We start from the raw sequence: 25,083 nt of genomic DNA, 5'->3' as shown, positions 1-25,083 counted from the left end.
GAAGGTACTCCTGGAGCGGCGTTTGTCCCGTGCTCGGCGGCGCGAGAACTGTGGTGTTGTTCTGAGGGGGGACTGGCAACGCTGTAGACCAACGAGCCGCCGACGATCAAGGCGCCGGTTTTGAGCACATCCCGACGGCCATACCTGGTTGCATTACCCGACATGGCGGCAGCTCTACCCGAACATCCGCATGAGTGTTATCAACTTGCGAATGCTCAAGTCCGGGCTGCGTCGCAGGTTGCGAAATAGCGCACGCAGATTGGTCAAGCTCATCTTCGGTTTTGTAAAACGCTTGGGCATGCGCTGCCCCCACTGCGCCATTGCCTCGGGGCTCACGGGATGAATGCCCGTAGGCTGTGCAGCCGTGAAAATATCCCCGTCGCAGTAATGCTCGTGCTTATCGCCCCAAGGGTCTTGCCAGTAATCGAAGATCTGACTGCCCAGAATGTGTCGCCCGATCCCCCAAGAGTGCTCCCAACCGCGCTCGCGCAGGACGCGCTGCCCCATGCCCACAGCGTCTGCATCGACGACCTCATAGGCGCTATGGCTATAGGTCGCCATGAACCCTTGCGCTATCGCGAGCGTATGGTGAGCCGCGGGAATATCACCGAGGTCAAGGCGCATGAAGGCGACAATAGGCGTGCCATCGGGGAGTACCTGCACATCGCTGGGAATAAACCCGAAATGCTTGGTGTACCAGGCACACGTCGCCTGGTAGTCGGCCACTTCGATGACGATGTGGCCCAGTTTTAGTACCTCAGGCGGAGCAATCGGCGGGCGCTGCGTGGCGTTGATTCGCGGTTGCTCCTGCGCCAGATTCCAGGGAAGAGGCGCTCTGTGTCCCAGCGTTATACCTGCAGTCTGGTCGCAAACAGCTTCCACAATGAAACCGGAAGGATCGGTCAGCCTGACGTAATACCCGCCACCAGGATGTTCCGATTTCTCGACCGGTGACGCGCCCGGGATTCGCGTCAGTTTTTCCAGATCCTTGAGCGACTGGACGGCCAGTCCGAACCCGACAAAACGTGCCTGTTCTGCACGATGGACACGGTAACAGTATGAAGTAGGGGCGGCGGCGCGCAGGTAAAGCGTATCGGCGTCATGCTGACTTACCGTCAGGCCAAAGTCGGTCAGGAACCGCGCCGCCTCGTTCAAGTCCGGCCGCTGAAAGATCAGGTGAGTCAGATCCCGGGCCTTCACCGTCGGCTGCGGATGCCGGGCTGGTTGTGGTGTCGCTAGCCGGGGCAATTCATTTTTGTTAGTCATTGTTCTTGTTTTCCGGTTTTCAGGGTAAAGCCGTCCCCGCACCCCTGAAAATCCAGGGATGTCTGGTTGAGTCGGTTAACTAACTCAGTCGATAGAAGGAAGTGCTGGCAACTCTGTGGTCGCCAGCGCACGAGCCTCCTCTGGCGGCACTCCCAATGCCCGCAGCACTAGCTCGGCGGTGTCAGAGCCCGATTCGCGCCACGTTTTGTGCCCTTCCAGCACCAGGAAAATCGAGCCGAGGACGCTGCTCGATATCAGTGTCAGTACCGAGAGCAATTGCTCTTTTTCAAACGTGTACCGCCCACTGGACAGTCCGCTCAGAAGGTCCGTCGTCGCTTGGCTGCTGAACATTTCGCGCAACGAAGCATTGCTCATGGCGAACTTATGTATGAACGCCCCCCACTGGGAGTCCTCGTGCGCTCGACGAATAAACAATCGAATGCCATTGGCAAGACGCTGAGCCGGATCGATGAGGGAATTGAAGCTCTTGTTGACGCGCTCATGCATCTCTTTCGCGAGATGGCTGGCGACCGCTTCGAACAGGCTTTCCATGCTGTCGATGTTGCTATAGACCGTTCCGCGCGCCACGCCTGCCTCTTGTGCGAGGTCGAGAATGTTCACTTGTGAGGTGCCTCTTTCAGCGAACAGGCGAAAGGCGGCTTGATGAATGCGGCGCTGTGTTGGATTTAGGGATTCCACGGTTCTCTCTCCAGGATTACCTTATGGCCCAATTGAACACGCGTGTTCATTCGCCGTCAACAACGTTTTTTTGATTAAAGAGCGATCCCTCGATAAAAACCGTTATATGCCTTATAAATTCTGGGCGTCACGAGTGATATCAAAGTCAATGAAGGCGCTTCAGAACTGACAAAAATGAACACGTATGTTCAGGACAGCCTGTAACACCGCAGCGCCTGATTTTGCGATCGCGTGCGATCGAACGCAGCCTTCGGCAGCTGCTACGGGGAATGCACGAAGCCAGAAAGTCCTTCTTATCGGCATTGAGGCCTGGCGGGTCGAGGATGACATCAGGGTAGCGGCTTACCGGCGATTTTCTTGGCTTTGGCAGGTGTTACGCCCAGAGCCTTGAGAATCATCTCGGCGACCCGCTGGTCGTGCTCCGACACCGTACGCCCCTCGACAACCGAGCGCATGGCGCCGGTTGTGCACGATACGACCATGTCCAGGGCGATCCCTTCGTCCTCGTAAGCGAAAGTCCCCGCGCGCAGACCATCACGCAGGTCGCCCAGCACATGGGCAGCCAGGCGCGAGCGCATGGCCTGATCGGAATGGATGATGCGCAGCAGTGCGTTGGCCCATTGATGGTCGTACGCGGCCCGGCATACGAACATGCGCACACCAATCGAAAGCCGTTGTGCACCGCAGTGCACGTCCGAACTCAGGGCGGAAATGGCATCGGAGAACTCGCTCGCCATGGCGATGCCAACCGCCTCGAGTACTTCGTCGCGCGTTCGAAAATAGTTGTAGATAGTGCCGTTGGATACCGCGGCCTCCGAGGCGACATCGAGCAGTGCAATCTCCCCCACCTCCTTTCGTGCGACAAGACGCAATGCCGCATCCACCAGGCCGCGACGGGTGCGTTCACGCTTCTTGTGGCCCCGAGTGAGAGGCTCTTGCTCAGTTGCTTCTGAAGGAAAAGTGGGGGAAGGCATCTTCAGGCTCTTAATCGAGGGGGTTCATTGATGGTAATGGAAACGCTATCGGCAATGGAATCGGCGCTACCCATCAGCATCAGGCAGTCTCGAACCAGACTGCCTGCCTCTACGCCGGGAGCGTGGTGCATGATGATACGGTCGGGGCGGATCGCGACGAGCGTGCCTTTGGCAGCCAGCGGCAGGATGTCATGGTTCAAGTCTTCGATGAAATCGCAAGCGCTGCCGGAGCGCTGACCGCAAGGTCCGATCTGCAAGAAATCACCGCCCATCTTTATCCAGGAAAAGACCTCGGCAGCGCTCAGCAATGACAACGGGTCAACACCGAACCCAACCAGGGTCAGGTTGTGTCCAAGAGCATCGTCGCTCAGTTGGATCTTCTGTTGCATGTTGCGAACCCAGGCCTGGGGAAACAGGCCGCCGCGAACCAGCTTGTCGCCACGACGATGCTGCACGAACAGACCGTCTTTGAAGATGTTCTTCGGTTTGATGTCCAGTTGTTCGAAGTACTTTCTGGAAGCGGGAGTCAACGCCAACGCGCGCATTATTCCGTGGATGAAGAAAGCGGCGACCTTGTTTCTCGGCATCACCAGACGGCCCATGAGTTTCGCCAGATTGATCATCGCCTGGGCATGGGGGCGGCGCTCTACGTCATAGGTATCGAGTATTGAAGGCGCCGCTTGGCCCTGAAGGACCCACGCCAGTTTCCAGGCAAGGTTGGCGCCATCTCGAAGCCCCGCTACCAGACCTTGCCCGACAAAGGGCGGAGTAATGTGGGCTGCATCCCCGACAAGAAAAGTTCGCCCCTTGCTGAATCTGTTGCAGCAACGTGCGTGGAATCGATACACCGCCTTGCGCTCGATTTCCAGTTCCTGCGGATTGACCCATGGCGCGATCAGCCGGGCTATGCTTTCCGGGCTTTCCAGCTCTTCCCGGGATTCGCCTGGGTGTAGCATGAACTCCCAACGCTCCCTGCCGCCGGGAGCGGGCATGTGCGGCGTCGGGCGCTGCGGATCACAGATAAACTCAATGTGATCAATGGCGGACTTATGCCGGTTTTTGGCATCGACAATCAGCCAATCCTCCGCATAGGTTTGTCCTTCGAATTCCTGGCCAATCAAGGCCCTGACCCTGGAGCTTGCACCATCCGCACCGACCAGATATCGGGCGCGAATGGAATGCAGATGGCCGTCCTGGTCCCGCACGGAGGCGACGACACAATCCGGTTCCTCAACCAGGTTCTCGAGCTCGAATCCACCCAGGCTGGTCACTGACTTCAGCCCAGAGACCTGTTTACGCATCGCGTGTTCGAGGTCAGGTTGATAGAAAGTCACCAGTTTGTGATGGCCATCGATGCACCCGGCGGTGTTAGCCCGACTGAATTGCCCGAGGACCGGCGAGTGCATCTTCACTTCAGGGATAACGATCTTCTCGAAAGCATCTTCCGACAATCCGGCGAGTTGCAGGATGCGAAGCGCCTCGTTGTCCAGAGCGATGGCGCGAGGCATTAGCAGGACCTCATGGGTCTTGTCCAATACCAGTGTCTTTACCCCATAGCGGCCGAGCAGCGCCGCGATTGTCGCCCCTACCGGACCGTTACCGACGACCAGCACATCGACGGCGGTGGGAGGCAGTTCGGTACCTTTCTTGTTGTTGTTCATCTCGAGCCCTTGTTGTGATTGAAGTCGTGAGACGTGGAGATCTCATCGTCAGGCAAGGTGAAGGTATGTAAAATTGAGACATATTTCAATATTGAAGTTTTCGTCATTACTATTTTTTAGGCATTACCGCACCGTTATGAGGTCATGTGGGCTATGCCGAGGGCCAGTTTCCGACCGGTGAGGCTTGGCTTCTGAGCCGATCAGCGTTGTTATTGGAGTGACCACGTGCCATGCCTCACGAGGGCACACCCATGCTTTAGTCTTCAGGAATCCAACGTGGCGCGTCCGCAGCCCCATCCGAACCCAGTCCAGCTCTGCTTCGTCGAGTTCGAGCTCGACGAGGCCAACGCCTGCTTGTTGCGTAACGGAGAAACCGTGGCGCTGGCGCCAACGCCCTTCACCCTGCTGTGCGTACTTGCACGCCAGCCGGGATCGCTGGTGACCAAAGATGCGTTGCTTGATGCCGTGTGGGGGCATCGGTTCGTCAGCGATTCAGTGCTGAAGACGGCCATCAGCGATCTGCGCAAGGTGCTGGGCGACGACCCCAGGCAACCCCGCTTCATTGAGACTGTGTCGCGGCGCGGCTATCGCTTTATCGCCGCGCCCTCCCCTGCGCCTTCGGTGCCGGCATCCGCGACGGTGCCGGCGGCCGGTGCATATCCATCGTCGCCATTCATTGGTCGCACCGACAAGCTCTCAAGACTGCAGCGGGCGTGGGAACGGGCTTACGGCGGGCAACGTGCAGTGGTCTGGCTTGCCGGAGAACCGGGGATTGGCAAGACCACGTTGATCGAGCATTTCCTCGCCAGCCTTGGCGGCATCGCCTGCGCACGCGGCCATTGCGTGGAGCACTACGGCATCGGCGAGCCGTACCTGCCGGTGCTGGAGGCGTTGGCCGACCTGTGCCGCAGCGACCCCGCCCTGCCGACGCTGATGCGCGCCGTGGCGCCGACCTGGCTGCTGCAACTGCCGTGGCTGAGCACCGCGCAAGAGCGAGACGCGTTGCGGCGCGAGCTTGCTGGCATCGGTCCGGATCGCATGCTGCGGGAAATGGGTGAACTGCTGGACCGCTACACCGAGCAACGGCCGCTGTTGCTGATAACCGAAGACCTGCATTGGAGTGATCGGGCGACGGTCCAGCTCATCGACTATGTGGCGCGGCGACGTGGCCGCACTCGGCTTATGTGGCTGGCGAGCTTTCGCGTCGCCGAAGTGGTGGCACTCGATCATCCGCTCAACTCGTTGCGCCACGAACTGCGCCTGCAACGTCTGTGCGAGGAAGTGGTGCTCGATCCATTCTCGGAAACCGAAGTCGCTGACTATGTCGCGCTGCGTTCGACCTCTCTGGCCCGCGATGAAGCCTTTGTGCGTGCCCTGCACGAGCGCACCGACGGTGTGCCGCTGTTCGTGTCGTCAGTCATCAGTGAGGTGATGGACACCACGGACGACGACGCCACCATCGAGGCCCGGCTGGCGGGAATGGCGGTTCCCGAGAACCTCGCGGCCATCATTGATCACTACATCAGCAAGCTCGGGACGGAGCAGCGTGCGTTGCTCTCGGCGGCAGCGGTATGCGGAGTCGAATTCCGGGCCGAGACGGTTTCGCTTACCCTCGAACGCGACCTCGCTTCTGTGGCCGACACCTGTGAGGAACTGGTACGCGAGCAGGTATGGCTGACGCGGTCGCGGGCCGCCGAACTTGAAGACACGATGGAGCTACCCTACTCGTTCCGGCATGCCCTCTTCCGCCAGGTACTGTACGACCGCACGCCGCGCTCATTGCGCACCCACCTTCATCGCCAGGTTGGCGCTGCGCTCGAACGCGAGCGCATGGCCGGCGTTCCGGTTGCTGCCTCGGAGCTGGCGACGCACTTCGACCGGGCCCGGCAGCCGATGACCGCGCTGCGCTACTACGCCGAGGCCGCGGAAGCCGCACTGCTGCATTTCAGCCCGGCCTTGTGCATCGGCCTCACTGAGCGCGCGCTGGTCCTGCTGCGCCAAGCGCCAGAAGGAATAGAGCGCGATACGCTCGAAATTACCTTGGCCACGCTGCAAGGCGTGTCGGCGTTCCATACGCTCGGTGTCGGCAGCGAAGCCAGGAACGCGTTCGAACGCGCATACACGCTGCTGGCGGATATACCCGAGCATCCGATGCGCGGTCGCCTGCTGCACGGATTCGGCTATCTGCTCGGTCTGCGCGGCGACTATACGCAGGCGCTGGCGGTAGCGGAGCGCGCCGAAGCGCTCTCGTCCGAGGCGAACGATCCAGCGCTCATGCTGGTGGCGTGCATCGTGCAGGGCGAGGTGCATCATCTCCAGGGGCGCACGCAGGCGACCCGCCGATGGCTGGAGCGCGCACTCGCAATCGCCGAGCTGCTGGACATCGGGGCGAACGAGATCTTTGCGGCCGATCCTCAGGTCATGCTGCACGGTATGTTGGCCATAGAACTTGTGCGCTCTGGCCTGGTTGAGCAAGGCCGGGCTCACATGCAACTGGCGCGGACCCGCGCACAAACGCTTCGCCAGCCTATGACCTGGCTGGTCGCCACCTGGCAAGAGGTGTTGATCGAGGTGCGGATGGGGAACCCTGTGCGTGTGGCAGCGCTGGCTGATGACATGCAGACATTGGTCGACGAGTATTCGCTCGCACTGGGGCGCACGGCTTGCCGCTGGTGGCGCGGCTGGGCCGACGCGCGCAACGGCGCGCCGCGCGATGGCTACCGGAGCATCCGCGAAGCCTACGACGAACACACCGGACTCGGCATGCGCTCCGGTGCCAGCGAGGTGCTCGGCTACGCCGCTGAAGCGTTGCTGCTGGCGGGTGATTGCGACGCTGCGCAAGTCGAGCTACAGGAAGCCCTACGGATGGGGGAAGAACTGGGCGAGCGCGTGTACCTGCCGCAACTGTTGCTGCTGGAGGCATCGATTGCGCGGATGCAGGGCCGGCTCGATGCCGGCAGCATCGCCGTGCGGCATGCGGTTGAGGAGGCACACACCCAGGAAGCACCGTGGCTGGAACTGCAGGCATTAGTCGAACTGTGTGGGCACTACGACGCCACAACCGAGGACCGCCAAGCCTTGGCGGCGCTGCTTGACCAGTTGCCCGAAACAGATGGAACCGAGCTGGTGAAACGTGCGCGCTCGCTGCTTCAGGGCGCAGAGTCGGCTTGATGAGTCAAGGGCGCAAACTTGTGAGAGCGAGGCTTGCCCGCGATAGCGGAGTGTCAGGCGCTGAAATGTTGAGTGGATTGGCGCCATCGCGGGCAAGCCCGCTCCCACAGGTATCTGCTTTGGCCAAGGGATTGGTGAACGACACCGATCTCTGTGGGAGCGCGGCTTGCCCGCGATAGCGGAGGGTCAGGCGCTGAAATGTTGAGTGGACTGGCGCCATCGCGGGCAAGCCCGCTCCCACAGGTATCTGCTTTGGCCAAAGGATTGGTGAACGACACCGATCTCTGTGGGAGCGAGGCTTGCCCGCGATAGCGGAGTGTCAGGCGCTGAAATGTTGAGTGGACTGGCGCCATCGCGGGCAAGCCCGCTCCCACAGGTATCTGCTTTGGCCAAGGGATTGGTGAACGACACCGATCTCTGTGGGAGCGAGGCTTGCCCGCGATAGCGGAGGGTCAGGCGCTGAGATGTTGAGTGGACTGGCGCCATCGCGGGCAAGCCCGCTCCCACAGGTATCTGCTTTGGCCAAGGGATTGGTGAACGACACCGATCTCTGTGGGAGCGCGGCTTGCCCGCGATAGCGGAGTGTCAGGCGCTGAAATGTTGAGTGGATTGGCGCCATCGCGGGCAAGCCCGCTCCCACAGGTATCTGCTTTGGCGAAGGGATTGGTGAACGACACCGATCTGGGAGCGGCGCTGTCCCGACCGAAATCTGACCTTTCGCTTACGACTCGCCCCAGGGGACGGCCTACGCTGTCGTCGAACTTTCTTGCCCCCTGGTCTGTGATGAGTCTGAACCCTGAATCCAAGTACCCCAATCGTCGCTCATACGTCCTGAAGCTGCGCAGCGATGCCACGCCCGGCGCCCTCGTGGGCCGCCTCGAAAACCTGGTCACCGGGCGTCAGCGCGAGTTTTCGTCCGCCGATGAGTTGCTGGAGTCGATTGACTCGGACCTCACGTCGGCGGCCGGCGAGCACGCGGCAGATACCGACGGCGAGTGACGCCTCCAACATGAATGAGCGCTCGATATGGCGACTGAACGGCGACGCTTCGCTGACGACTTCGCGCACACCGGGCCCTACGCTGACGCCATCTCGAATCTACACGAGTCCAATCCGATGCCGCGACTTCCAACCTCCCATCCGCTGATCCGCTACACCGGGCGGACGCCCCTGCAACATGCCGAACGCCTGCTCGGCGTCGTCGTGGGTGCGGCGCTTGCCGCGTCTTTCGCTCTGGTCTTGACCGGTTGTTCCACAGAGGTCGCCAAGCCGTCGGTAGACCTGCCGGCCAAGTTTGCCGCAAGCACGGCCTCCGAGATGGAACCCGAAGCCGCGTGGTGGGAGACGTTCAACGACCCGGTGTTGACGGATCTGGTGCGCCGCGCGATGAGCGAGAACCGTGACATCAAGATCGCCGCCGAGCGTGTGCGCACCGCTCGCGCCGGTGAGACGATCAGTCGCTCCTGGCTCTTTCCGAGTGTCGGTATGTCCGCCTTCGGCTCCGACCGTAGCAGTGGCTACGACACTGCCAAGAAGCAGGCTTATCCAGATACCAAGACCGTGGGCGCGGGCCTGGACGTCTCGTGGGAACTTGACCTGAGCGGACGCCTGCGTGCTGGCGCGCAAGCCGCCGATGCCGAAGCACTGGCTGCGGAGGATGGCGTGCGCGGCGTGCGCCTGCTGGTGATGAGCGACATCGCCAGTAACTACTTCACGCTGGTCGGCGCACTGCGCCAGGCCGAAACATTACGCGCGATCTCGACGGCGCAAGACGAAACACTGCGCCTGGTTAATGCGCGCCACCGTGTAGGGTTGGCGACCTCTTTCGACGTCGAGCGAGCGCAAACCGATGCCGCATCGGCGCGCGCGCAGATCCCGCCGCTGGAGACGCTGGCAGCCGTATCGCGACACCGCATCGCGGTACTGATCGGTGACCAGGCCTTTAATGCCACGAGCATCCAGCCCTCCCGTGGCAACGCGGTGGCGCCCGAGGCACGCCAAGGCCAGCCCGCCACCCTGCTACAGCGTCGGCCTGATGTATTGGCGCTGATGGCGCAGCTCGACGCCGCCAATGCGCGCCGTAAACAAGCCGCCGCTGAGTGGTTCCCGCGTCTGTTCCTCGGTGCATCCTACGGCCGCCAAGGCCTTGAGCTGAACGGTCTGGATCTGGGCGCCGCCCGCTTCACCAATGTGGCCGGTCTGCTTGCGATGCCGATCTTCAACGCCGGGCGTACGCGCGCGATCAACGAGGTCGCCGAGAGCGGCCAGCGTGAGGCGCTACTGCGCGCCGAGGACGGCATTGTGCGCGCGCTCGAGGACGTGGAGAACGCCCTCGTCACGCAGACGCAAGAGCGTCAGCGCGCCCAGTCGTTGCAGTCGGCCACCGAGTCTGCGCAAGCAGCGCTGAGCCACGCGCAGTCGCTCTACGACCGGGGGCAGATCGACCTGTTGCCGCTGCTGGACGCGCAACGGGCGCGCTTGTCGGTACGCCTGAGCGCCAACGACAGCAACACCCGACTGCTGCTCGATAGTGTGCAGCTCTATAAGGCACTGGGCGGGGGCTGGCAGGTGTTCGAACAACCCGCCACGCCCACCGCCGCCACCCAAGCCGACCGGCCACCACTTTCTTAAGAAACTGCCGTTTTTCAAAGAGGAACCGCCTTGAAAACCTCCCTTACTGCGGCCGGCGCTTTGGCCGTAGCCGTCATGCTGTCCGCGTGCAGCCCGGACCAGCCGACCGTTCAGGCGCCACGGCCGGTACGCACCGTTGAAATCAACTACGACAATGCTCGCGACATCAGCCGCTACGTGGGCACCGTACAGTCGCGACATGAAGTCGACCAAGCCTTTCGCGTAGGCGGCAAAGTCGCCCAGCGCAACGTCGATGTAGGCCAGTTTGTGCACGAAGGCGACATCCTGGCGGTGCTGGATGACAGCGACTACCGCCTCGCTGAGCAAGCCTCGCGACAACAATGGGCGGTCGCCGTCGAGCAGACGCGCCAGGCCGACTCGGACCGCCAGCGCCTGACCGCACTGAAGGCTGACGGCTCAGTCAGTGCGGCCGACGACGAGCGCGCGCATACAAATGCCCAGACCGCGCATGCAACCGCTGAAGCCGAGGCGCGAAAGCTCGAGCTCGCGCGCAACCGGCTCAAGTACACCGTGCTGCGTGCCTCGCGTAGCGGCGTCGTCACGGCTGTGCGCTTTGAGGCCGGGCAGGTCGTTCCGGAGGGCCAACCGGTTGTCTCGATCGCGAATCCGGATGAATCCGAGATCGTCGTCGATGTGCCCGAGGATCAGCTGCCCGTCTTCAAAGAGGCGCGTTTCAAGGCCTCGCTGGCCAGTGCGCCGAACGAAACCTTCGATGTCACGCTTCGCGAATTGTCGCCGCAGGCCGCGGCGCAAACGCGCACCTATCGTGCGCGGCTTAAGCCGGCGCAGGCGCTGCCACTGGGCGCCACTGCCACGGTAACGGCCGAGCGCGTGATGACCAGTGTCTCGGTGGCCGCGGTGCCAGCTACGGCACTGACGCAAAGCGCTGGCCAGCCTGCGCTGTGGGTGGTCACGCCCGTGGGCAAGGATCCGGTAGGCGTCGTCGAACTGGTGCAGGTGGCGGTGCTGGGCTACCGCAACGACGAGGTGCTCGTCTCCGGGCCGCCGGCCGGCGCATTGGTCGTCACCGCCGGGGTGCAGAAGATGGCCTCGGGACTTAAGGTCGCGCTTCCCGGAGCGGCGATTGTTGACGCGAACACCACGCAGCAGGCCGCTCGATGAACAACCTGAACCTCACCGACTGGGCGCTGCGCCATCGCGCCATCGTCCTGTTCATGCTCCTCATTGTCGCAGTCGCCGGCGCCTTCAGCTTCACCAGGCTCGGTCAGCTCGAGGATCCGAACTTTTCCGTGCCCTCCATGACCGCCATGGTCATCTGGCCGGGCGCCACTGCCCAGCAGATGCAGGACCAGGTCCTTAACCGCATGGAGAAGAAATTCGAGCAGATCGACAACTTCGAGAAGGTGGTCACCTACGCGCGGCAAGGCTACGCCGGCATGACGCTCACTGTGCGCGGCGGCACCTCCAAGGCTGACCAGCGCGAGGCCTGGTATCAGGCGCGCAAGAAACTCAACGACCTGAGCCGCGAGCTGCCAGATGGTGTGATCGGCCCGATCGTAAACGACGAGTACGGCGACGTGTATGGCCTGATGTACGCCGTCAAGGGCGACGGCATCGGCCACGCGGACCTGTCGGACGCGGCCGAGGACATCAAGCGCCAGATGCTGAAAGTGCCGATGGTCAAGAAGATCGACGTCATCGGCAAGCAGGCCAAGCGTGTCTACGTCGAGTTCTCGCACGAGCGCCTGGCCGCGCTGGGCATTACACCGCTGGCCATCGCCGAAAGCCTCAAGAGCCAGAACGCCCTGTTGCCCGCAGGCCAGATCGACACCCGCGGCGACCGCGTCATGGTGCGCATGAGCGGCCAGTTCGCCAGCGATGAAGCTATTCGCAATGTGCCCATCTCCGCAGGCGGCCGGCAGATCAAGCTCGGCGACATCGCGACCGTTACACGTGGCTTCGAGGATCCGCCAACCTACACGGTGCGCCACAACGGCCAGCCAGTGCTGATGCTCGGCATCACGATGACCAGCGACGGCAACATCGTGGACCTTGGCAAGGCGATGGACACGGCCGTCGCCAAGATCCAGTCCGAACTTGCTCACGGCGTGGAGCTTGAGCTCGTGGCCGACCAACCCACCACGGTGAAGGATGCTATCCACGACTTCGCGCACGCGCTGGCCGAGGCGCTGATCATCGTGATCGCGGTGAGCCTCGCCAGCCTGGGCTGGCGCGCCGGCCTCGTGGTCGCGACCACGGTGCCGCTGGTGCTGGGCGGCGTGGCGCTGGTGATGCTGGCAATGGGCTGGAACCTGGAGCGTATTTCGCTCGGCTCGCTGATTATCGCGTTGGGATTGCTGGTGGATGACGCCATCATCGCCATCGAGATGATGGTGGCAAAGATGGAAACCGGCATGGACCGCGTAAAGGCGGCCGCCTTCTCCTATCAGTCCACCGCCATGCCGCGCCTGACCGGCGCGCTGATCACCGTCGTGGGCTTCCTGCCGATCGGCCTCTCGAAGTCCACCACCGGCGAGTACGCGGGTGGCATTTTCTGGATCGTCGGCGCCGCGGTGCTGTTCTCGTGGATCTGTTCCGGCATCTTCACGCCGTACCTGGCGGTCAAGATGCTGCCCAACGATTTGGGCAAGCACCAGCATGGTGATATGTATGACACGAAGTTCTACCGCACCCTGCGCCGCCTGATCGACACCGCCATCGAGCGTCGCTGGGTGGTCATCGGTGCGACGTTTGGCGCTCTGGTGCTGGCTCTGGCCTGTATCAAGCTAGTGCCGCAGCAATTCTTCCCCAACAGTTCGCGCCCTGAACTGGTCATTGACCTGCGCGTCAAGGAAGGCTCCTCGTTCGCCGCGACGACCGAGCAGGTCAAGCACATGGAGGAGATCCTGGCGAAGGACGAGGACGTGCGTTTCTATACCGCCTACACCGGCGCCGGCGCACCGCGTTTCTATCTCTCGCTCAACCCCGAGTTGCCGAATCCGGGATTCGCCCAGTTCGTTGTCATGACCAAGGACCTGGATGCACGCGAGCGGGTCCGTGCTCGGCTGGTGACCACGGCCGACCAACAATTCCCGCAGGCGTGGGTGCGCGTGACCCGGCTCGAGTTGGGGCCGCCTGTCGGCTACCCGGTGCAGTTTCGCGTCGTCGGCCCCGATACCCAGGTGGTGCGCAAGATCGCCCGCGACGTGGAGAAGGTGGTTGCGTCCAACCCGAAGGTGCGCGACCTGCAGCTCGACTGGAATGACCCGGTGCGCACGCTGAAGGTCGAGCTCGATCAGGACAAGGCGAGCGCGCTTGGCCTAACGCCCGCCGACGTGTCGCTGGCGACCCAGACCGTGATGAACGGCGCAACCCTGTCGCAGCTGCGTGAGCACGAGGACCTGATCGACATCGTGGCCCGTGCCGTGCCTGAGGAACGCTTGAGCCTCGACACCCTGAAAGACATCAACCTCTACACGCGCCAGGGCACGGTGGTGCCACTGTCGCAAGTCGCACAGGTGCGCTCTGGGCTGGAAGAGCCGGTGCTGTGGCGCCGCAACCGCGACATGGCGATCACGGTGCGTGCCGATGTGAAGGATGGCGAACAAGGTGTATCGGTGACGCAGGAGATCCAGCCGTTGCTTAAAGATATCGAGGCGAAGCTGCCGTCGGGCTACCGCATCGACGTGGGCGGCGCGGTGGAGGAAAGTGACAAGGCCAACAAGGCGCTGTTGGCGGTGGCGCCGCTGATGCTGATCAGTATCCTTCTACTGCTTATGCTGCAACTGCAGAGTTTCTCTCGCATGTGGATGGTGGTGCTGACCGCACCGCTGGGCTTGATCGGTGTAGTGCCGGCGCTGCTGGTGTTCCAGTCGCCGCTGGGCTTCGTTGCAATCCTGGGCATCATCGCACTGGGTGGCATGATCATGCGCAACTCGGTGATCCTGATCGATCAGGTACAAACCGAGATCGCCGAAGGGCGCGACCCGTGGAATGCTGTGCTGGATGCCGCCATTCACCGAGCCCGTCCGGTGATGTTGACGGCGCTGGCTACCGTGCTCGCAATGATCCCGCTAACGCGCAGTGTGTTCTGGGGGCCAATGGCAATTGCGATCATGGGCGGTCTTACCGTGGCGACGCTACTGACGATTTTCTTCGTCCCGGCGTTGTACGCCGCATGGTTCAAGGTGGGTCGCCAGACGGCAGTCGACACCCAACAGGTGATAAGGGACGGCGCGTTCGCTTCTGAGTGAGGCGTGCCGTGGCGCTTTGCCCCGACTGCACCGCTATTAGAAAGGCTTGCTCAGCGCTGTTTCTGAAAACCGTCGAGGTCAGCCGCGAGGTTCTGCGAACGTTACTTTCTTTCGCTCCCTCGCGGCTTACAGGAAATCCTGAAGGCAAAAGGAGCTGCTGAGCTACATAAATCAGCTCTCAGAAGAAACGATTGAGTCCTGACTGGACTCAGCGGCCAGTTTCAATCGGTCAGCTTTACTAATGTATTTAGACTTGCTTGGCGGTGCCAATTTGGCACTGGCCTTTTTGGCGTGAGCCTTTAATAACTGCTGTATTTTTTTACGACGATTCATATTTTTGTACTCGGTTTGTAAGCTCTTGAATGATATCAGCTTAAAATATTGGGCCAGAATGAAACACCCCATCGGTTGCCTCCAGCCTTTGGGGTGCAACTCATCAAGCCATCAAGAGCGCCCTACGGAACCTGTGACCGGTAGATTCCCCAGTAATTTGAGCCCGGTACTCTTCACGAAAGCGTCATAGTCCATCGGTCGCTCGATACGAGTTTCGGCGTTGGGTAGTACGTAGGCCCAGGCACGCTTGGACGATGCGTCGTAAACCAGCTTGAACAGGCGTGTGGGCACCCAGACCTTGTTGTCGCCGATGGTGGTGTGGCCTGAATCAAAGAGCGGGCCGGTAAAGACAAACACATTGCCATCGGCTCGCTTGGCGAACTTTCGGACATCGGACTCGACCTTACTCCAGATCTTCCGGTTGTTGGTTGGGTCTTGCGGCACCATGTTCGACAGCGCAAAGGATTGGGCCATTGCATTGGGATTCGGTGCATCGGCTGCCGGAGATTGATGGCCGCGGTCCACGGCCGGATGTTGGCTACGGTAGTCGCTCAACTCTGCCCGTCCACTCTTGGGGATGCGTGGGTCCGGGTAGAACTGGTTGGTGCGCTCCTCGCCTTTGGCATCCAGCAGTTGGGCGGCATTAAGGCGTTCGACGACTACCAACGGCGTCTTGCTGGTTTGCGAGTACAGCACCGCAAAGTTGTCGGAACACAGGGCCAAGGGTTTCATGGTTGCAGGCACAGTGGCCGTATTGATCGGTTTCGCCGCCGGGAATAGCTCTGCGCAGCCGTCAAACGATGCCTGTTTCTGTTTGTTCGAATAGAGGCCCAGGGCCGCGTTCTGGCTGATCGAGCCCGAGCGGGATACTTGTTCCTGATGCTGGGTGGGCGGCTTGATGAGATCCAGCAGACTGCGGGCTTCTGCCCCGGTCGAGAGCAAAACAAGGGCCGACAGCCCAACTGCAATTTTGCGTAGGTGCATGCTTTAAATCTTCGAATTGGATTGAGGGGTAAACGTACGGCGAGCCCCGATTAACGGAACCTGGTGGAGGCGGTTGCTGATTATATTGCGGCGAGCATGCTTTCACTGTCCTTGATCAAAATGTCGATGCGGATCCGGTCGGTTCCGAGCAGTACGACTACTGATGGTCGTTGCGGGATTTATTGACCATCACAAGTCACTTTAGTGCTGAGTAGCGTTTACATTCGACTCGCCGATGCTCTTCGAAGATGCTATCGGCAGAGGAATGTAGACATCGCGCTCAACGGCACAAAAACCCCATGGGCAAACCCGATCATAGCGCTCTATGATTGAACCCCATGACGACCTCTCTTCCAATCCGCCAACCCTGCCCGCCCGGTGCCTGCATCTGCGAGCGTGAGCCGTTGCTGGAAACCCCCGGCGCGGATCTGCGCATCCTGAGCCTGACCCGGTCGGAGGAAAAGCGCCTGGTCGAGCGCCTGGAGAATCTCCAGAGCCTCGGCGATCTGGAGCGGCTGCAACGCCGGATGTACGAGCAGTTGGGTCTGCGTGTTGAGATCGTTCCGGGCTTCAATGAAGTGCGCACCATGCGCGGCATCAACATCACCCTCGGCGAACTGCCGGGCCTGTGTCGCAAAACCCGTCAATCGATTCCGGCGGCGATTCGCCGAGGGTTGGAGAAGCGCCCGGAAATTGCCTACGAGCTGCTCAATGCCAACGACTTGTTGCGTGATGCCTGATGGTTTGCACTGTTATCCCGATATGTTCGTTTCAAATGCCTGAAAGAGGATCGGCGGTCGTACGCGAAACGCGGGCCGCTGCTATGCCTTCTCATGGGAGAAAGGCTTTCAGGCCAGCCAGGATGGGGCTGGAAACACAAGCGTGACCGTGGCCCCGGCGCCAGCCAGGTGCGCGAAGATAAAGGTGCCAATCCGTAGCAGGAGGTGGCAGATGTTATTCATCGTCCGTTGGTCCATCAGTCCGCAACATCGTAACAGCGCAATCGAACGTTTTCTCAAGACCGGTGGCGCGCCACCCGCAGGCGTCAAGATGCTGGGGCGCTGGCATGCCGTCGGTGGCTCGAGTGGTTTTGGCATTGCAGAAGCCGACGATCCGGTGTCGATTCAGAAGTGGGTGCTGGAGTGGAGCGACCTCATGAGCATGGAGGTCCACGCCGCATTGACCGATGAACAGGCGGGGCCGCTGCTGGCTGCCGCGCTCGGCAAACAATAGTCGTTGTGGCGAGGGGGCTTGCCTGTGGCGAGGGGGCTTGCCCCCGTTGGGCTGCGAAGCAGCCCCAAAATCTCTGATACACCAAAGTTTTGTGAGTGCTACACACTCAAACGGGGGCGATGCGGCGTTCCGACAAGCCCCCTCACCACCTTCCTTCCGGTTCACTACTTTTTCATCCCCACCCGCCGGCGCATTTCGGCAGTAATCGTCTGTCGGGTTTTCTTCAGGTCGGCCCAGGGTTCGTCACCGATTTCGGCCAGGCGCTCATGCACGTTGTGCACGTTCCATTGATTGCCGCCCTTGAGCTGCGCCACCTCTTCCCTAAAGATCGGCACCGACACCGGCAGCCCTTCGCGGGTGCGCACGGCGTAGGCGCAAATAGTGGTGGCGCCCAGACCGTTGCGCAGGTAGTCGATGAAGATACGCCCGATGCGGTTTTTCGGTCCAGACACCGCGGAAAAACGATCCGGGAGTAATTTGGCCATGTGGCTGACGATCGCGTGGCTGAAGTCCTTGACCTCGTCCCAGCCGTGTTTGCGGGTCAGCGGTACCACCAGGTGAATCCCCTTGCCGCCACTGGTTTTGAGAAACGCCTTGAGCCCCAGTTCATCCAGCACCGTGAGGGTTAGCTGAGTCGCTTCGATCATGCTTTTCCAGGGCAGCGCCGGATCCGGGTCGAGATCGAGGACGAAGCGATCGGGTTTATCCAGATCGACTGACGTGGCATTCCAGGTATGCAGTTCCACCGTGCTCATCTGCACCGCGCCGATCAGCGCTTTGGCGTTGTTGATGATCATCACCGGTTGGCCTGTCAGTTCCTTGTCCAGGGTAATAATCCCCGGAATGGCCAGGCGTTCGGCGTTCTTCTGAAAGAACAGTTCGCCGGCGATGCCGTCCGGCGCGCGCACCAGCGCCACCGGCCGGTCCTTGAGTTGCGGCAGTATCCATTCGGCGACGCTGGCGTAGTACTGCGCGAGTTGCATCTTGGTGGTGCCGCTGCTGGCATCGATCACCCGGTCCGGGTGCGTGATGCGCACCTTGCCGCTGGCCAGGCCGATCTGCGACGGCGCGACAGTCGATTGGGCGTTTTTTGGCTCCGTGGCGTCAGGTTTCTCAGCGGTGGATTTGTTCTTCGCTGTGGATTTTGGCGCGGCGGTTTTCGAGGCTGAAGTGTTCACGGCTTTCGGCAGCTCCTCGGTAATTTCTTCGGCAGGCTTGTCATCGCGCAAACCATGAAACACGGCGTGGCGTACCGAGCCGTCCTTGGTCATTTCGGCGAAGGCCACTTCCGCCAGTAAAGTGGGTTTAAGCCAATGCACACCCTTGGCTTCGAAACCGCTGGGCGGATTGACCACCGACGGTTTTTTCGTCTGCAGCGGTTTCAACTGTTCGTAAATGCGCTTGAGAGTCGCCTCGTTGAACCCGGTGCCAACCTTGCCGGCATAGCGCAATTCACCGCTGTCGCGATCGTGCAACCCCAGCAATAAAGCGCCAAAAGCACTGCGTGCGCCTTTGGGGTCGGTGAAGCCGACCACAACGAATTCCTGCCGATGCTTGCACTTGAGTTTGATCCAGTCACGGGTGCGTCGAGACACGTAAGGCGACCCCACGCGCTTGCCAATCAGCCCTTCCATCTGCATTTCGCAGGCACTGTTGAGCAAGGCCTCCGGGGATTCATCGAAGGCGTCGGAGAATCGCAACAGCGGGTTTTCATTGAGTTTGAGCACAGTCGCCAGCGCCGCCCTGCGCTCCTCGACGGGTACTTCACGCAGGTCCACGCCATTGAGGTAGGGCAAATCGAACAGGTAGTAAACGATGCTGGCGCTACTGCCGGAGTCGAACGCGTTTTGCAGCGCCTGGAAATCCGGAACGCCCTGCTCGTTGGCCACCACCATTTCGCCGTCGAGCCAGGCCGACTCCAGGCCCAGCGCTGCCAGTGCCTCGGCTTGCCCGGGTAATTTATGGGTCCAGTCGTGACCATTGCGGGTGAAGAGTGTGACCTCGTCGTGATCGATGCGCGCCATGACCCGGTAGCCGTCGAACTTGATCTCATAGCTCCATTCGCCGCTCGGCGCGGATTCGACCAGCGTTGCCAGTTCGGGTTTGAGCAGCTCCGGCAGCCTGGCTTTGCGCGCGCCCGTCAGTTGTGCCGACTTTTCTTTGCGCGCCTTGGCCGGGGCGTTTTTGATCGGTTTGGTTTTTTCAGCGCCGTGCTTTTTTTCCAGAATGGTGCGGTCGCTGAGCACGCTGTCCGGCTCGGCGGCAACCACGTCGTATTCGCTGCCGGGTCTGGCGGCGCTGTCCTGATGCTTGATCAGAAACCATTGTTCCTGCTTGCCCGGCATGTGCGTGCGCACGAGGTTCCACAGGCCGCCGAGCTTTTCTCCTTTCAGCTCGAATTTCAGCCGGCCCTTGGTGTACGCCTTGGCCGGATCATCCTGGGGAATCCACACCCCACGGTCCCAGACGATCACATCACCGGCACCGTAATGCCCTTCGGGAATGGTGCCCTCGAACGTGGCGTAATCCAGCGGATGGTCTTCGACGTGGATGGCCAGGCGTTTGATCTTGGGGTCCAGCGACGGCCCTTTGGGCACGGCCCAACTTTTCAGCGCGCCGTCGAGTTCCAGGCGAAAGTCATAGTGCAGGTGCGAGGCGTCATGCTTCTGAATGCAGAACTGCAGCGCATGCGCGTTGCCTTGTCGTCTGCCTTTTGCGGATTTGGAAACACCGGCAGGCTCGGGACTTTTTTCGAAGTCCCTCATGTTGTTGTACTTTTCGAGCGGCTTGTCCATGGCGCCCTCCACGGGTTTATGACTGAATCAAACCGTTATTGTCATGAGACCCCGGATGAGTGCGCGAAGGTTCAGTAGTCTTGCAAAACTTGAGTACCGAAGCCGCCAAACGACAAGGCCCGGCTATTGGCCGGGCCTTGTCATTGCAGGGCTTGCGAAACACTCGGTCTTTTATCAGGTGAGCGGTTTGCGCAGCAGGATATCGACCGCGAAAACGCCCAGGACAGTCCCGGACACCCAGCGTTGGGTGCGCATGGCAGAGGGTCGCTTGGCCAGGAAACCACTGACCCTGGAGGCGGCGAGGACGATCATGCCGTTCACTGTGACGGCAATGGCGATCTGTACCAGCCCCATCTGGACGAATTGCTGGAAGGTAGACCCTGCGGAAGGGTCGATGAACTGGGGAATCAGCGCGGAATACATCAGCGCAATCTTCGGATTCAGCAGGTTCGTCACTAGCCCCATCGTGAACAGCCGTCTCGGCGAGTGAGGGGGCAGTTCGCGCGCCTCGAAGGGGGAAGCGCCCCTGGGCTTCAGCATGTTCCAGGCCAGGTAGCCCAGATAGAATGCGCCTGCGATCCTGACGACATCGTAGGCAACTGGCACCGCCTTGAACAAGGCAGCCAGTCCCAGTCCAGCAGCCAGCAGGTAGCACACGAAGCCTAGCGCCACACCCGCCAGCGAAATCATCCCCGCCAGCCGCCCTTGGGAAATCGCCCGCGAGGTCAGGTAGATCATGTTGGGACCCGGTGTCAGAACCATGCCCAAGGAGATGATGGCCACACCGGCCAGGTTTTCCAGCGCCATCATTAGCGTGCTCCTTCGTTCAAAGGGGATTTGTCGGCCCGCTGTTGCTCGAGCCAGCCGAGACTGCCGCGGAACAGCGCATGCTGAGCGCGCTGTGCCACTGGCCGAACCACGATTTCGTCGACATTGACATGTGCGGGCTGATCGGCAACCCAAGCCACTACCTGGGCGACATCGTCCGCGCTCAAAGGCCGGTCGACATCCTCATAGATGGCGTTGACCCGTTCGGCGTCGCCGCGAAAACGCTTCAAGGAAAACTCTGGCGTATGCACCATGCCGGGGAGCACCTCGGTGATGCGCACCGGTACGCCCTTCATCTCCAGCCGCAAGGAATGGGTCAGTGCGCGCTGAGCACTCTTGGCCGCGCAATAGCCGCCGCCCCCCTCATAACTGGCCAGCGCAGCCGTAGAGGTAATATTGACGATGGCCCCTTGGGATGCGATGAGCCGAGGCAACATCAGTTGGGTCATCAGCAAAGTCCCCAGTACGTTGCTGTTGAACATGTTCGTCCAATCCTCGGCACTGGCCCTGTCTACCGCATCCAGGCCGATCGCACCGCCCGCACAGTTCACTAGAAGATCGCACTCGGAAATCTGCACCAAGTCCTCCTCTCGCGCTTGTGTCACGTCCAGCACAATGGCGTGTCCGCGGATTTCGCCGGCAATCTGCTCGAGCCGCTCACCCCTGCGCGCCACAAGGAATACCCGCCAGCCACGACTGGCCAAGGTACGGCTGCACGCCTCGCCAATGCCACTGCTGGCACCCGTAACCACTGCTGTTTTCAAGATTGAGCTCCCCATGACTCGGATAACTGTTCGAAGATCTTCCCCACGTCGCGTACCAACGCGGGACGATCGAAGCTGCGCAGGCGAAGACGGGTGCCAGCGCCCTCATAAACACCACTGGCGAGGCGATCCAGGTTCTGCGGCTGCGCCCAGTACAGGGTGCCCAAGCCATCGCGCGGCGAGCTGTTGCGGCGGGCGATCACCCATGCTCCCCGCTCGCGGTGCAATGGCCTGCCCTCCTTGCTAAGGCTGCGCGCAAGGTCCCTGTAGCGGGTAGACGCCCCGGTCTGGAGTTCCCAAGCGATCCCCAGCAGGTCGATATCCCTCACCTCTCGCCAGAGGAACGGGATTTCGGCGCCACCGACCCGGGCACCGATTTCCAGGAACAGCCATTTGTCATCCAGGTCGAACAGTTCGAGGTGGAAGACGATTTCTCGCTCAGGCGCGAAGACTGCCAGCAGTTGCTCGACGCGCCCCGCAATCCGCTGTTCGTCATCGCCCTCCTCGAGCTCGATGCTACCCAGCGGGCTGTCTGGACCGAAGTCGGCACAGCTATTCACATAACGCGACGCCGTGACCACCACAATCCGTTGCCCATCCCACCAACCGTCTACGTGCAGGATGGGGGCCGCGCAGTAAGCCTGGACCATCATCGGCTCCGTTGCCTGCCGGATCTGATCAAGATCCTTTGGGCCACGAAGAAATTTTACGCCGCGACTCGCCGTGCCATAGCGCGGCTTGAGCACCAGTGGATAGCCGTGTTCGGCCGCCAGTCGCTCCACTGCTTCGAGGGAATCGGCAGGCGAGGCAGGCAGCACGCCGATCGACGATTGCCGACCAGCGACCTCCAGCATGGTGAGCTTGTCGCGGAACCGCTCGGTCCACGCGACAAGATCTCCCGGTATCTGCCATCGCTCGCGGATAGAAGCAGCATTGAGCAGGTCGCCCTCGTTAAGGGCAACCACCAGCGCTGGAACGCCATGTTGCTCGACCAGGCGCTCAACCTCGACCATGACCGCCTCGGCATCATCCAGCGAGGCGAGCGTCGAGCTTGACGCCAGACGCTCGCTCGGCAGGGACGCGAGGGATTCGGGCGTGCAGATCGCCCGAATTTGCATTCCCGCAGGCAGTTCGTATCGGTCGTAGAGCGCTTGGTAGCCGACCCAACGGTGCAAGCAGAGGACATATCTCATGCGGTGGGGTCCACGATGAAGTGGACCGCTTCCACCAGTTCGTCGCCGATACGAACGGCGTCTTCGCGCGAAGAGCCTGTTGCCAGGACATACCCTGAAACGCAGTCGGCAACGGTGTCGAGCGGCGGAATCTTGTCGCCCTCATGCTTCTGGATGACTACGGCACGCTCGGCTGCGCCCAGTTCGAACAGGAACGGCAGGAACACCAGTGGAGTCTCGCCTGGCTTGGTATGGCGCACATCGACGTCAGGCTTGAGATCGAGCTCGACCTTTCTTACCTTGCCCGGCGTGGGTACGAAGAACTGGATCGCTGCACCCGCTATCGGCTCGGGCGACACATCCGGCAGGGTGTCGATACCCAGTGGCACAGTCAGGAACATGCGGTTCAGGTCCAGGCCGAACGCACGCCGTACCAGTTCCGGGGCACCCGAGCCCGCCAGGCGAGCGTGGGATTCGAGTACACGAGGACCTTTCGGGGTCAGCACGAACTCGCTGTGGGAAGGCCCCTCCTCCAGCTCTACGGCGTCGAGCAGGCGGCAGGTCATTTCCTTCAGTTCGCTCAGCCATTTCTTGGCCTCAGTACTCGGCGTGCTCACCTCCCACTCAACGTATTTATCGTTCATGCGGTACTGGGAGTAACCAATCGGAAGGTGGCGCCCCTTGAACGAGAAGGAATCGACGCTGACGACCGGCCCCTCCAGGTACTCCTCGATGATGATGTGCTTGACGTCGGCATCCTGAAGCGCTTGCCAGGCCTTGGAAGCGGAGGCTTCGTCATCGCAGGGATGGATGTGCAGGCTGGCGACGCCTTCGGCTGGCTTGAGAACCGACTTGCCATGCGCTTTGACGAACGCGACGGCATCCTGCGCACAGGTGACATGGCGATAGGCGACCGGGCTCAGGTTGTGCTCGACCAGCAACTCGCGCATGGCCACTTTGTCTTTGAGCAGGCGCGCAGTCTTATAGGAAACCCCGGTGAGGCCAAAGTGATCGACCACCTTGCCCGTTGACTCGCCCGCCACTTCGGTGGTGGTAATGATGCGATCGAACGGACGTGCGCGGTGCAGGGGTTCGAGGACCTTGATAATGGCCTCGGCGTCGTCAAGCCTGGCATGCACCACCTGCTCGCAATGGGCGAGGATCTCCTGCTCGTAGTCACCCTCTTGATGCACCAGTACCACGTCGATGCCCAGTTCCTTGGCACCGTGAATGGGCGCGGGGCGGCCACCGACTACTGCGATACGCTTATTCATGCATAAACTCCATGTCTATTGGGATGGTTCTTGTGTGATGGTTTTTGAAGAAAAGGCTCAACTGCCGTACACCCTGCGCAGCCAGCGCGCCTTGCCGTTGAGCAAAGGCTGGAACGCCTTGCGTCGATGCAGCACGCGGGCATTTTTGAAAATGAAGAAGTCGCCTGGTTGCAGCACCACCTCTATACCCTGGGCATCACGCAGGCACTGGCGCAGCAGCGCAAGCGCCTTTTCGCTGTCCAGGTCGAGCGCGGCCACGATGCCGTCGTCAAAGCGCAGGCGATAACCGCCATCGTCCTGCTCCAGCACCGGCAGCACCCTCGGCTGGCCATCGAAGCCCTCGTTGGAGGCCGGGGCACCAAAGGTGTAGGCAGCCTTCTGCAACTGGGCGATCGCCCAGGTGGGCAGCTGTGAAAGGACATGATCCACACAAACAATGTCGGTGGAGGCGCCTTCAAAGTTGCGCACGGCGGTAAAGGCCAGGAAGTTCGGCACGGAGGTCGCGACATTTCGGCTTTGATCGGCGAAGGGCCAGTTGGGGTTGTCGGTGTGCCAGAAAAACTCCACATCCGCGCCCCAAGAGCTCGTGGTCCCCGCGGCCTCTGGAACCGGAACGACGTTTCTGACCAGCTTGCCGAAGTTTTCATACTCGACGGCATGCGGCCTGACATCCAGCAACCGCAACATGCCAAAGTGCAGCAGATCAAAATCAAGCACGCACTCGGCATTGGGCAGGAAGCCATTGCGCGGCGTCGCGACGTCCGTAGAGAGCGAAATGCCTCTGATGAGCAACGCTTTGTGCGGGCTGGCAGGAAATGCGCGAATCGCCTCGACGATATCCCGGCCCAACACTTTGCCGAGCCAGTCCCCGCCGACGGCTCCCACACTGTCAGCGCAGTGCGGCGTTTCGGCCAACCTCACGCGACAGTCCTTCAGCCCGGTCAGGTCGGGATCATTGACGATCATCTCCTGGACCAACGACGCCTCCTGAACATCCAAGGCCATGACGCTCATGATTTGCGGTTCAGGTATGAGGTGACCGTGGGGTCCGGCCGATGGGCAA

At 61.2% G+C, this 25,083-nt stretch carries 19 protein-coding genes; 7 read left to right on the top strand and 12 right to left on the bottom strand.

From position 1 onward, the window contains the following. Positions 1-174: 174 nt before the first annotated feature. The 4 genes from AB7M22_RS08240 to mhpA form a co-directional block, all read right to left on the bottom strand. Positions 175-1,266, bottom strand: coding sequence for a VOC family protein (locus AB7M22_RS08240; protein WP_454185875.1), 1,092 nt, complete (start codon positions 1,264-1,266; stop codon positions 175-177). Between the two features lie 84 nt (positions 1,267-1,350). Further along, positions 1,351-1,965 carry a TetR/AcrR family transcriptional regulator gene (locus AB7M22_RS08235; RefSeq protein WP_454185874.1) on the bottom strand — a complete coding sequence of 205 codons (615 nt, stop codon included), beginning with the start codon at positions 1,963-1,965 and terminating at the stop codon, positions 1,351-1,353. A 329-nt stretch (positions 1,966-2,294) separates the two neighbouring features. After that, a complete protein-coding gene (locus AB7M22_RS08230) occupies positions 2,295-2,939 on the bottom strand; it encodes a TetR/AcrR family transcriptional regulator (protein ID WP_454185873.1) in 645 nt (214 codons plus the stop codon). Positions 2,940-2,941: 2 nt separating this feature from the next. Then, the gene (gene mhpA, locus AB7M22_RS08225; RefSeq protein ID WP_454185872.1) at positions 2,942-4,600 is read right to left on the bottom strand and encodes a bifunctional 3-(3-hydroxy-phenyl)propionate/3-hydroxycinnamic acid hydroxylase MhpA; all 1,659 of its coding nucleotides are present in this window, start codon (positions 4,598-4,600) and stop codon (positions 2,942-2,944) included. Positions 4,601-4,876: 276 nt separating this feature from the next. Between mhpA and AB7M22_RS08220 the strand changes: the two genes are divergently transcribed. From AB7M22_RS08220 to AB7M22_RS08200, 5 genes are all read left to right on the top strand, one after another. Further along, a complete protein-coding gene (locus AB7M22_RS08220; protein ID WP_454185871.1) occupies positions 4,877-7,771 on the top strand; it encodes an ATP-binding protein in 2,895 nt (964 codons plus the stop codon). Positions 7,772-8,554: 783 nt separating this feature from the next. After that, positions 8,555-8,770 (top strand): hypothetical protein, encoded by a 216-nt coding sequence (locus AB7M22_RS08215; RefSeq protein WP_123721185.1) that lies wholly within the window; start codon positions 8,555-8,557, stop codon positions 8,768-8,770. Between the two features lie 117 nt (positions 8,771-8,887). Further along, complete coding sequence (locus AB7M22_RS08210; RefSeq protein WP_454185870.1) at positions 8,888-10,402, top strand: efflux transporter outer membrane subunit; 1,515 nt, start codon at positions 8,888-8,890, stop codon at positions 10,400-10,402. 30 nt (positions 10,403-10,432) lie between these two features. Next, positions 10,433-11,545, top strand: coding sequence for an efflux RND transporter periplasmic adaptor subunit (locus tag AB7M22_RS08205; protein ID WP_454185869.1), 1,113 nt, complete (start codon positions 10,433-10,435; stop codon positions 11,543-11,545). Then, entirely contained in the window at positions 11,542-14,637 is a 3,096-nt protein-coding gene (locus AB7M22_RS08200; protein ID WP_454185868.1) for an efflux RND transporter permease subunit, read from the top strand. Before AB7M22_RS08205 ends, AB7M22_RS08200 begins: the two co-directional genes overlap by 4 nt. A 171-nt stretch (positions 14,638-14,808) precedes the next feature. On the opposite strand, the gene AB7M22_RS08195 is transcribed toward AB7M22_RS08200, so the two are convergent. Both AB7M22_RS08195 and AB7M22_RS08190 read right to left on the bottom strand, forming a co-directional pair. Further along, positions 14,809-14,970, bottom strand: coding sequence for a DUF2986 domain-containing protein (locus AB7M22_RS08195; RefSeq protein WP_008011847.1), 162 nt, complete (start codon positions 14,968-14,970; stop codon positions 14,809-14,811). A gap of 111 nt (positions 14,971-15,081) precedes the next feature. Beyond that, positions 15,082-15,954 (bottom strand): DNA/RNA non-specific endonuclease, encoded by an 873-nt coding sequence (locus tag AB7M22_RS08190; protein ID WP_454185867.1) that lies wholly within the window; start codon positions 15,952-15,954, stop codon positions 15,082-15,084. 338 nt (positions 15,955-16,292) lie between these two features. Here AB7M22_RS08190 and AB7M22_RS08185 point away from each other — a divergent pair, with 338 nt between their 5' ends. Together AB7M22_RS08185 and AB7M22_RS08180 are read left to right on the top strand one after the other, a co-directional pair. Beyond that, positions 16,293-16,694, top strand: coding sequence for a hypothetical protein (locus tag AB7M22_RS08185; protein ID WP_008073195.1), 402 nt, complete (start codon positions 16,293-16,295; stop codon positions 16,692-16,694). A 211-nt stretch (positions 16,695-16,905) separates the two neighbouring features. Next, positions 16,906-17,187 carry a DUF3303 domain-containing protein gene (locus tag AB7M22_RS08180; RefSeq protein ID WP_454185866.1) on the top strand — a complete coding sequence of 94 codons (282 nt, stop codon included), beginning with the start codon at positions 16,906-16,908 and terminating at the stop codon, positions 17,185-17,187. 164 nt (positions 17,188-17,351) lie between these two features. On the opposite strand, the gene ligD is transcribed toward AB7M22_RS08180, so the two are convergent. The 6 genes from ligD to AB7M22_RS08150 form a co-directional block, all read right to left on the bottom strand. Beyond that, complete coding sequence (gene ligD, locus AB7M22_RS08175) at positions 17,352-19,982, bottom strand: DNA ligase D (RefSeq protein WP_454185865.1); 2,631 nt, start codon at positions 19,980-19,982, stop codon at positions 17,352-17,354. A 174-nt stretch (positions 19,983-20,156) separates the two neighbouring features. Next, positions 20,157-20,792, bottom strand: coding sequence for a LysE family translocator (locus AB7M22_RS08170; protein ID WP_454185864.1), 636 nt, complete (start codon positions 20,790-20,792; stop codon positions 20,157-20,159). Then, a complete protein-coding gene (locus AB7M22_RS08165; RefSeq protein ID WP_454185863.1) occupies positions 20,792-21,574 on the bottom strand; it encodes an SDR family NAD(P)-dependent oxidoreductase in 783 nt (260 codons plus the stop codon). Before AB7M22_RS08165 ends, AB7M22_RS08170 begins: the two co-directional genes overlap by 1 nt. Then, positions 21,571-22,767 carry an ATP-grasp domain-containing protein gene (locus AB7M22_RS08160; RefSeq protein ID WP_454185862.1) on the bottom strand — a complete coding sequence of 399 codons (1,197 nt, stop codon included), beginning with the start codon at positions 22,765-22,767 and terminating at the stop codon, positions 21,571-21,573. Before AB7M22_RS08160 ends, AB7M22_RS08165 begins: the two co-directional genes overlap by 4 nt. Next, the gene (locus AB7M22_RS08155; protein ID WP_454185861.1) at positions 22,764-24,020 is read right to left on the bottom strand and encodes an ATP-grasp domain-containing protein; all 1,257 of its coding nucleotides are present in this window, start codon (positions 24,018-24,020) and stop codon (positions 22,764-22,766) included. Before AB7M22_RS08155 ends, AB7M22_RS08160 begins: the two co-directional genes overlap by 4 nt. Positions 24,021-24,077: 57 nt before the next feature. Further along, on the bottom strand, positions 24,078-25,034 hold the full coding sequence (locus AB7M22_RS08150) for a TauD/TfdA family dioxygenase (protein ID WP_454185860.1): 957 nt from the start codon (positions 25,032-25,034) through the stop codon (positions 24,078-24,080). Positions 25,035-25,083 lie beyond the last annotated feature (49 nt).

The organism is Pseudomonas sp. ADAK2 TE3594, from assembly GCF_053628675.1.
This window is presented reverse-complemented; position numbering and strand designations above follow the sequence as displayed.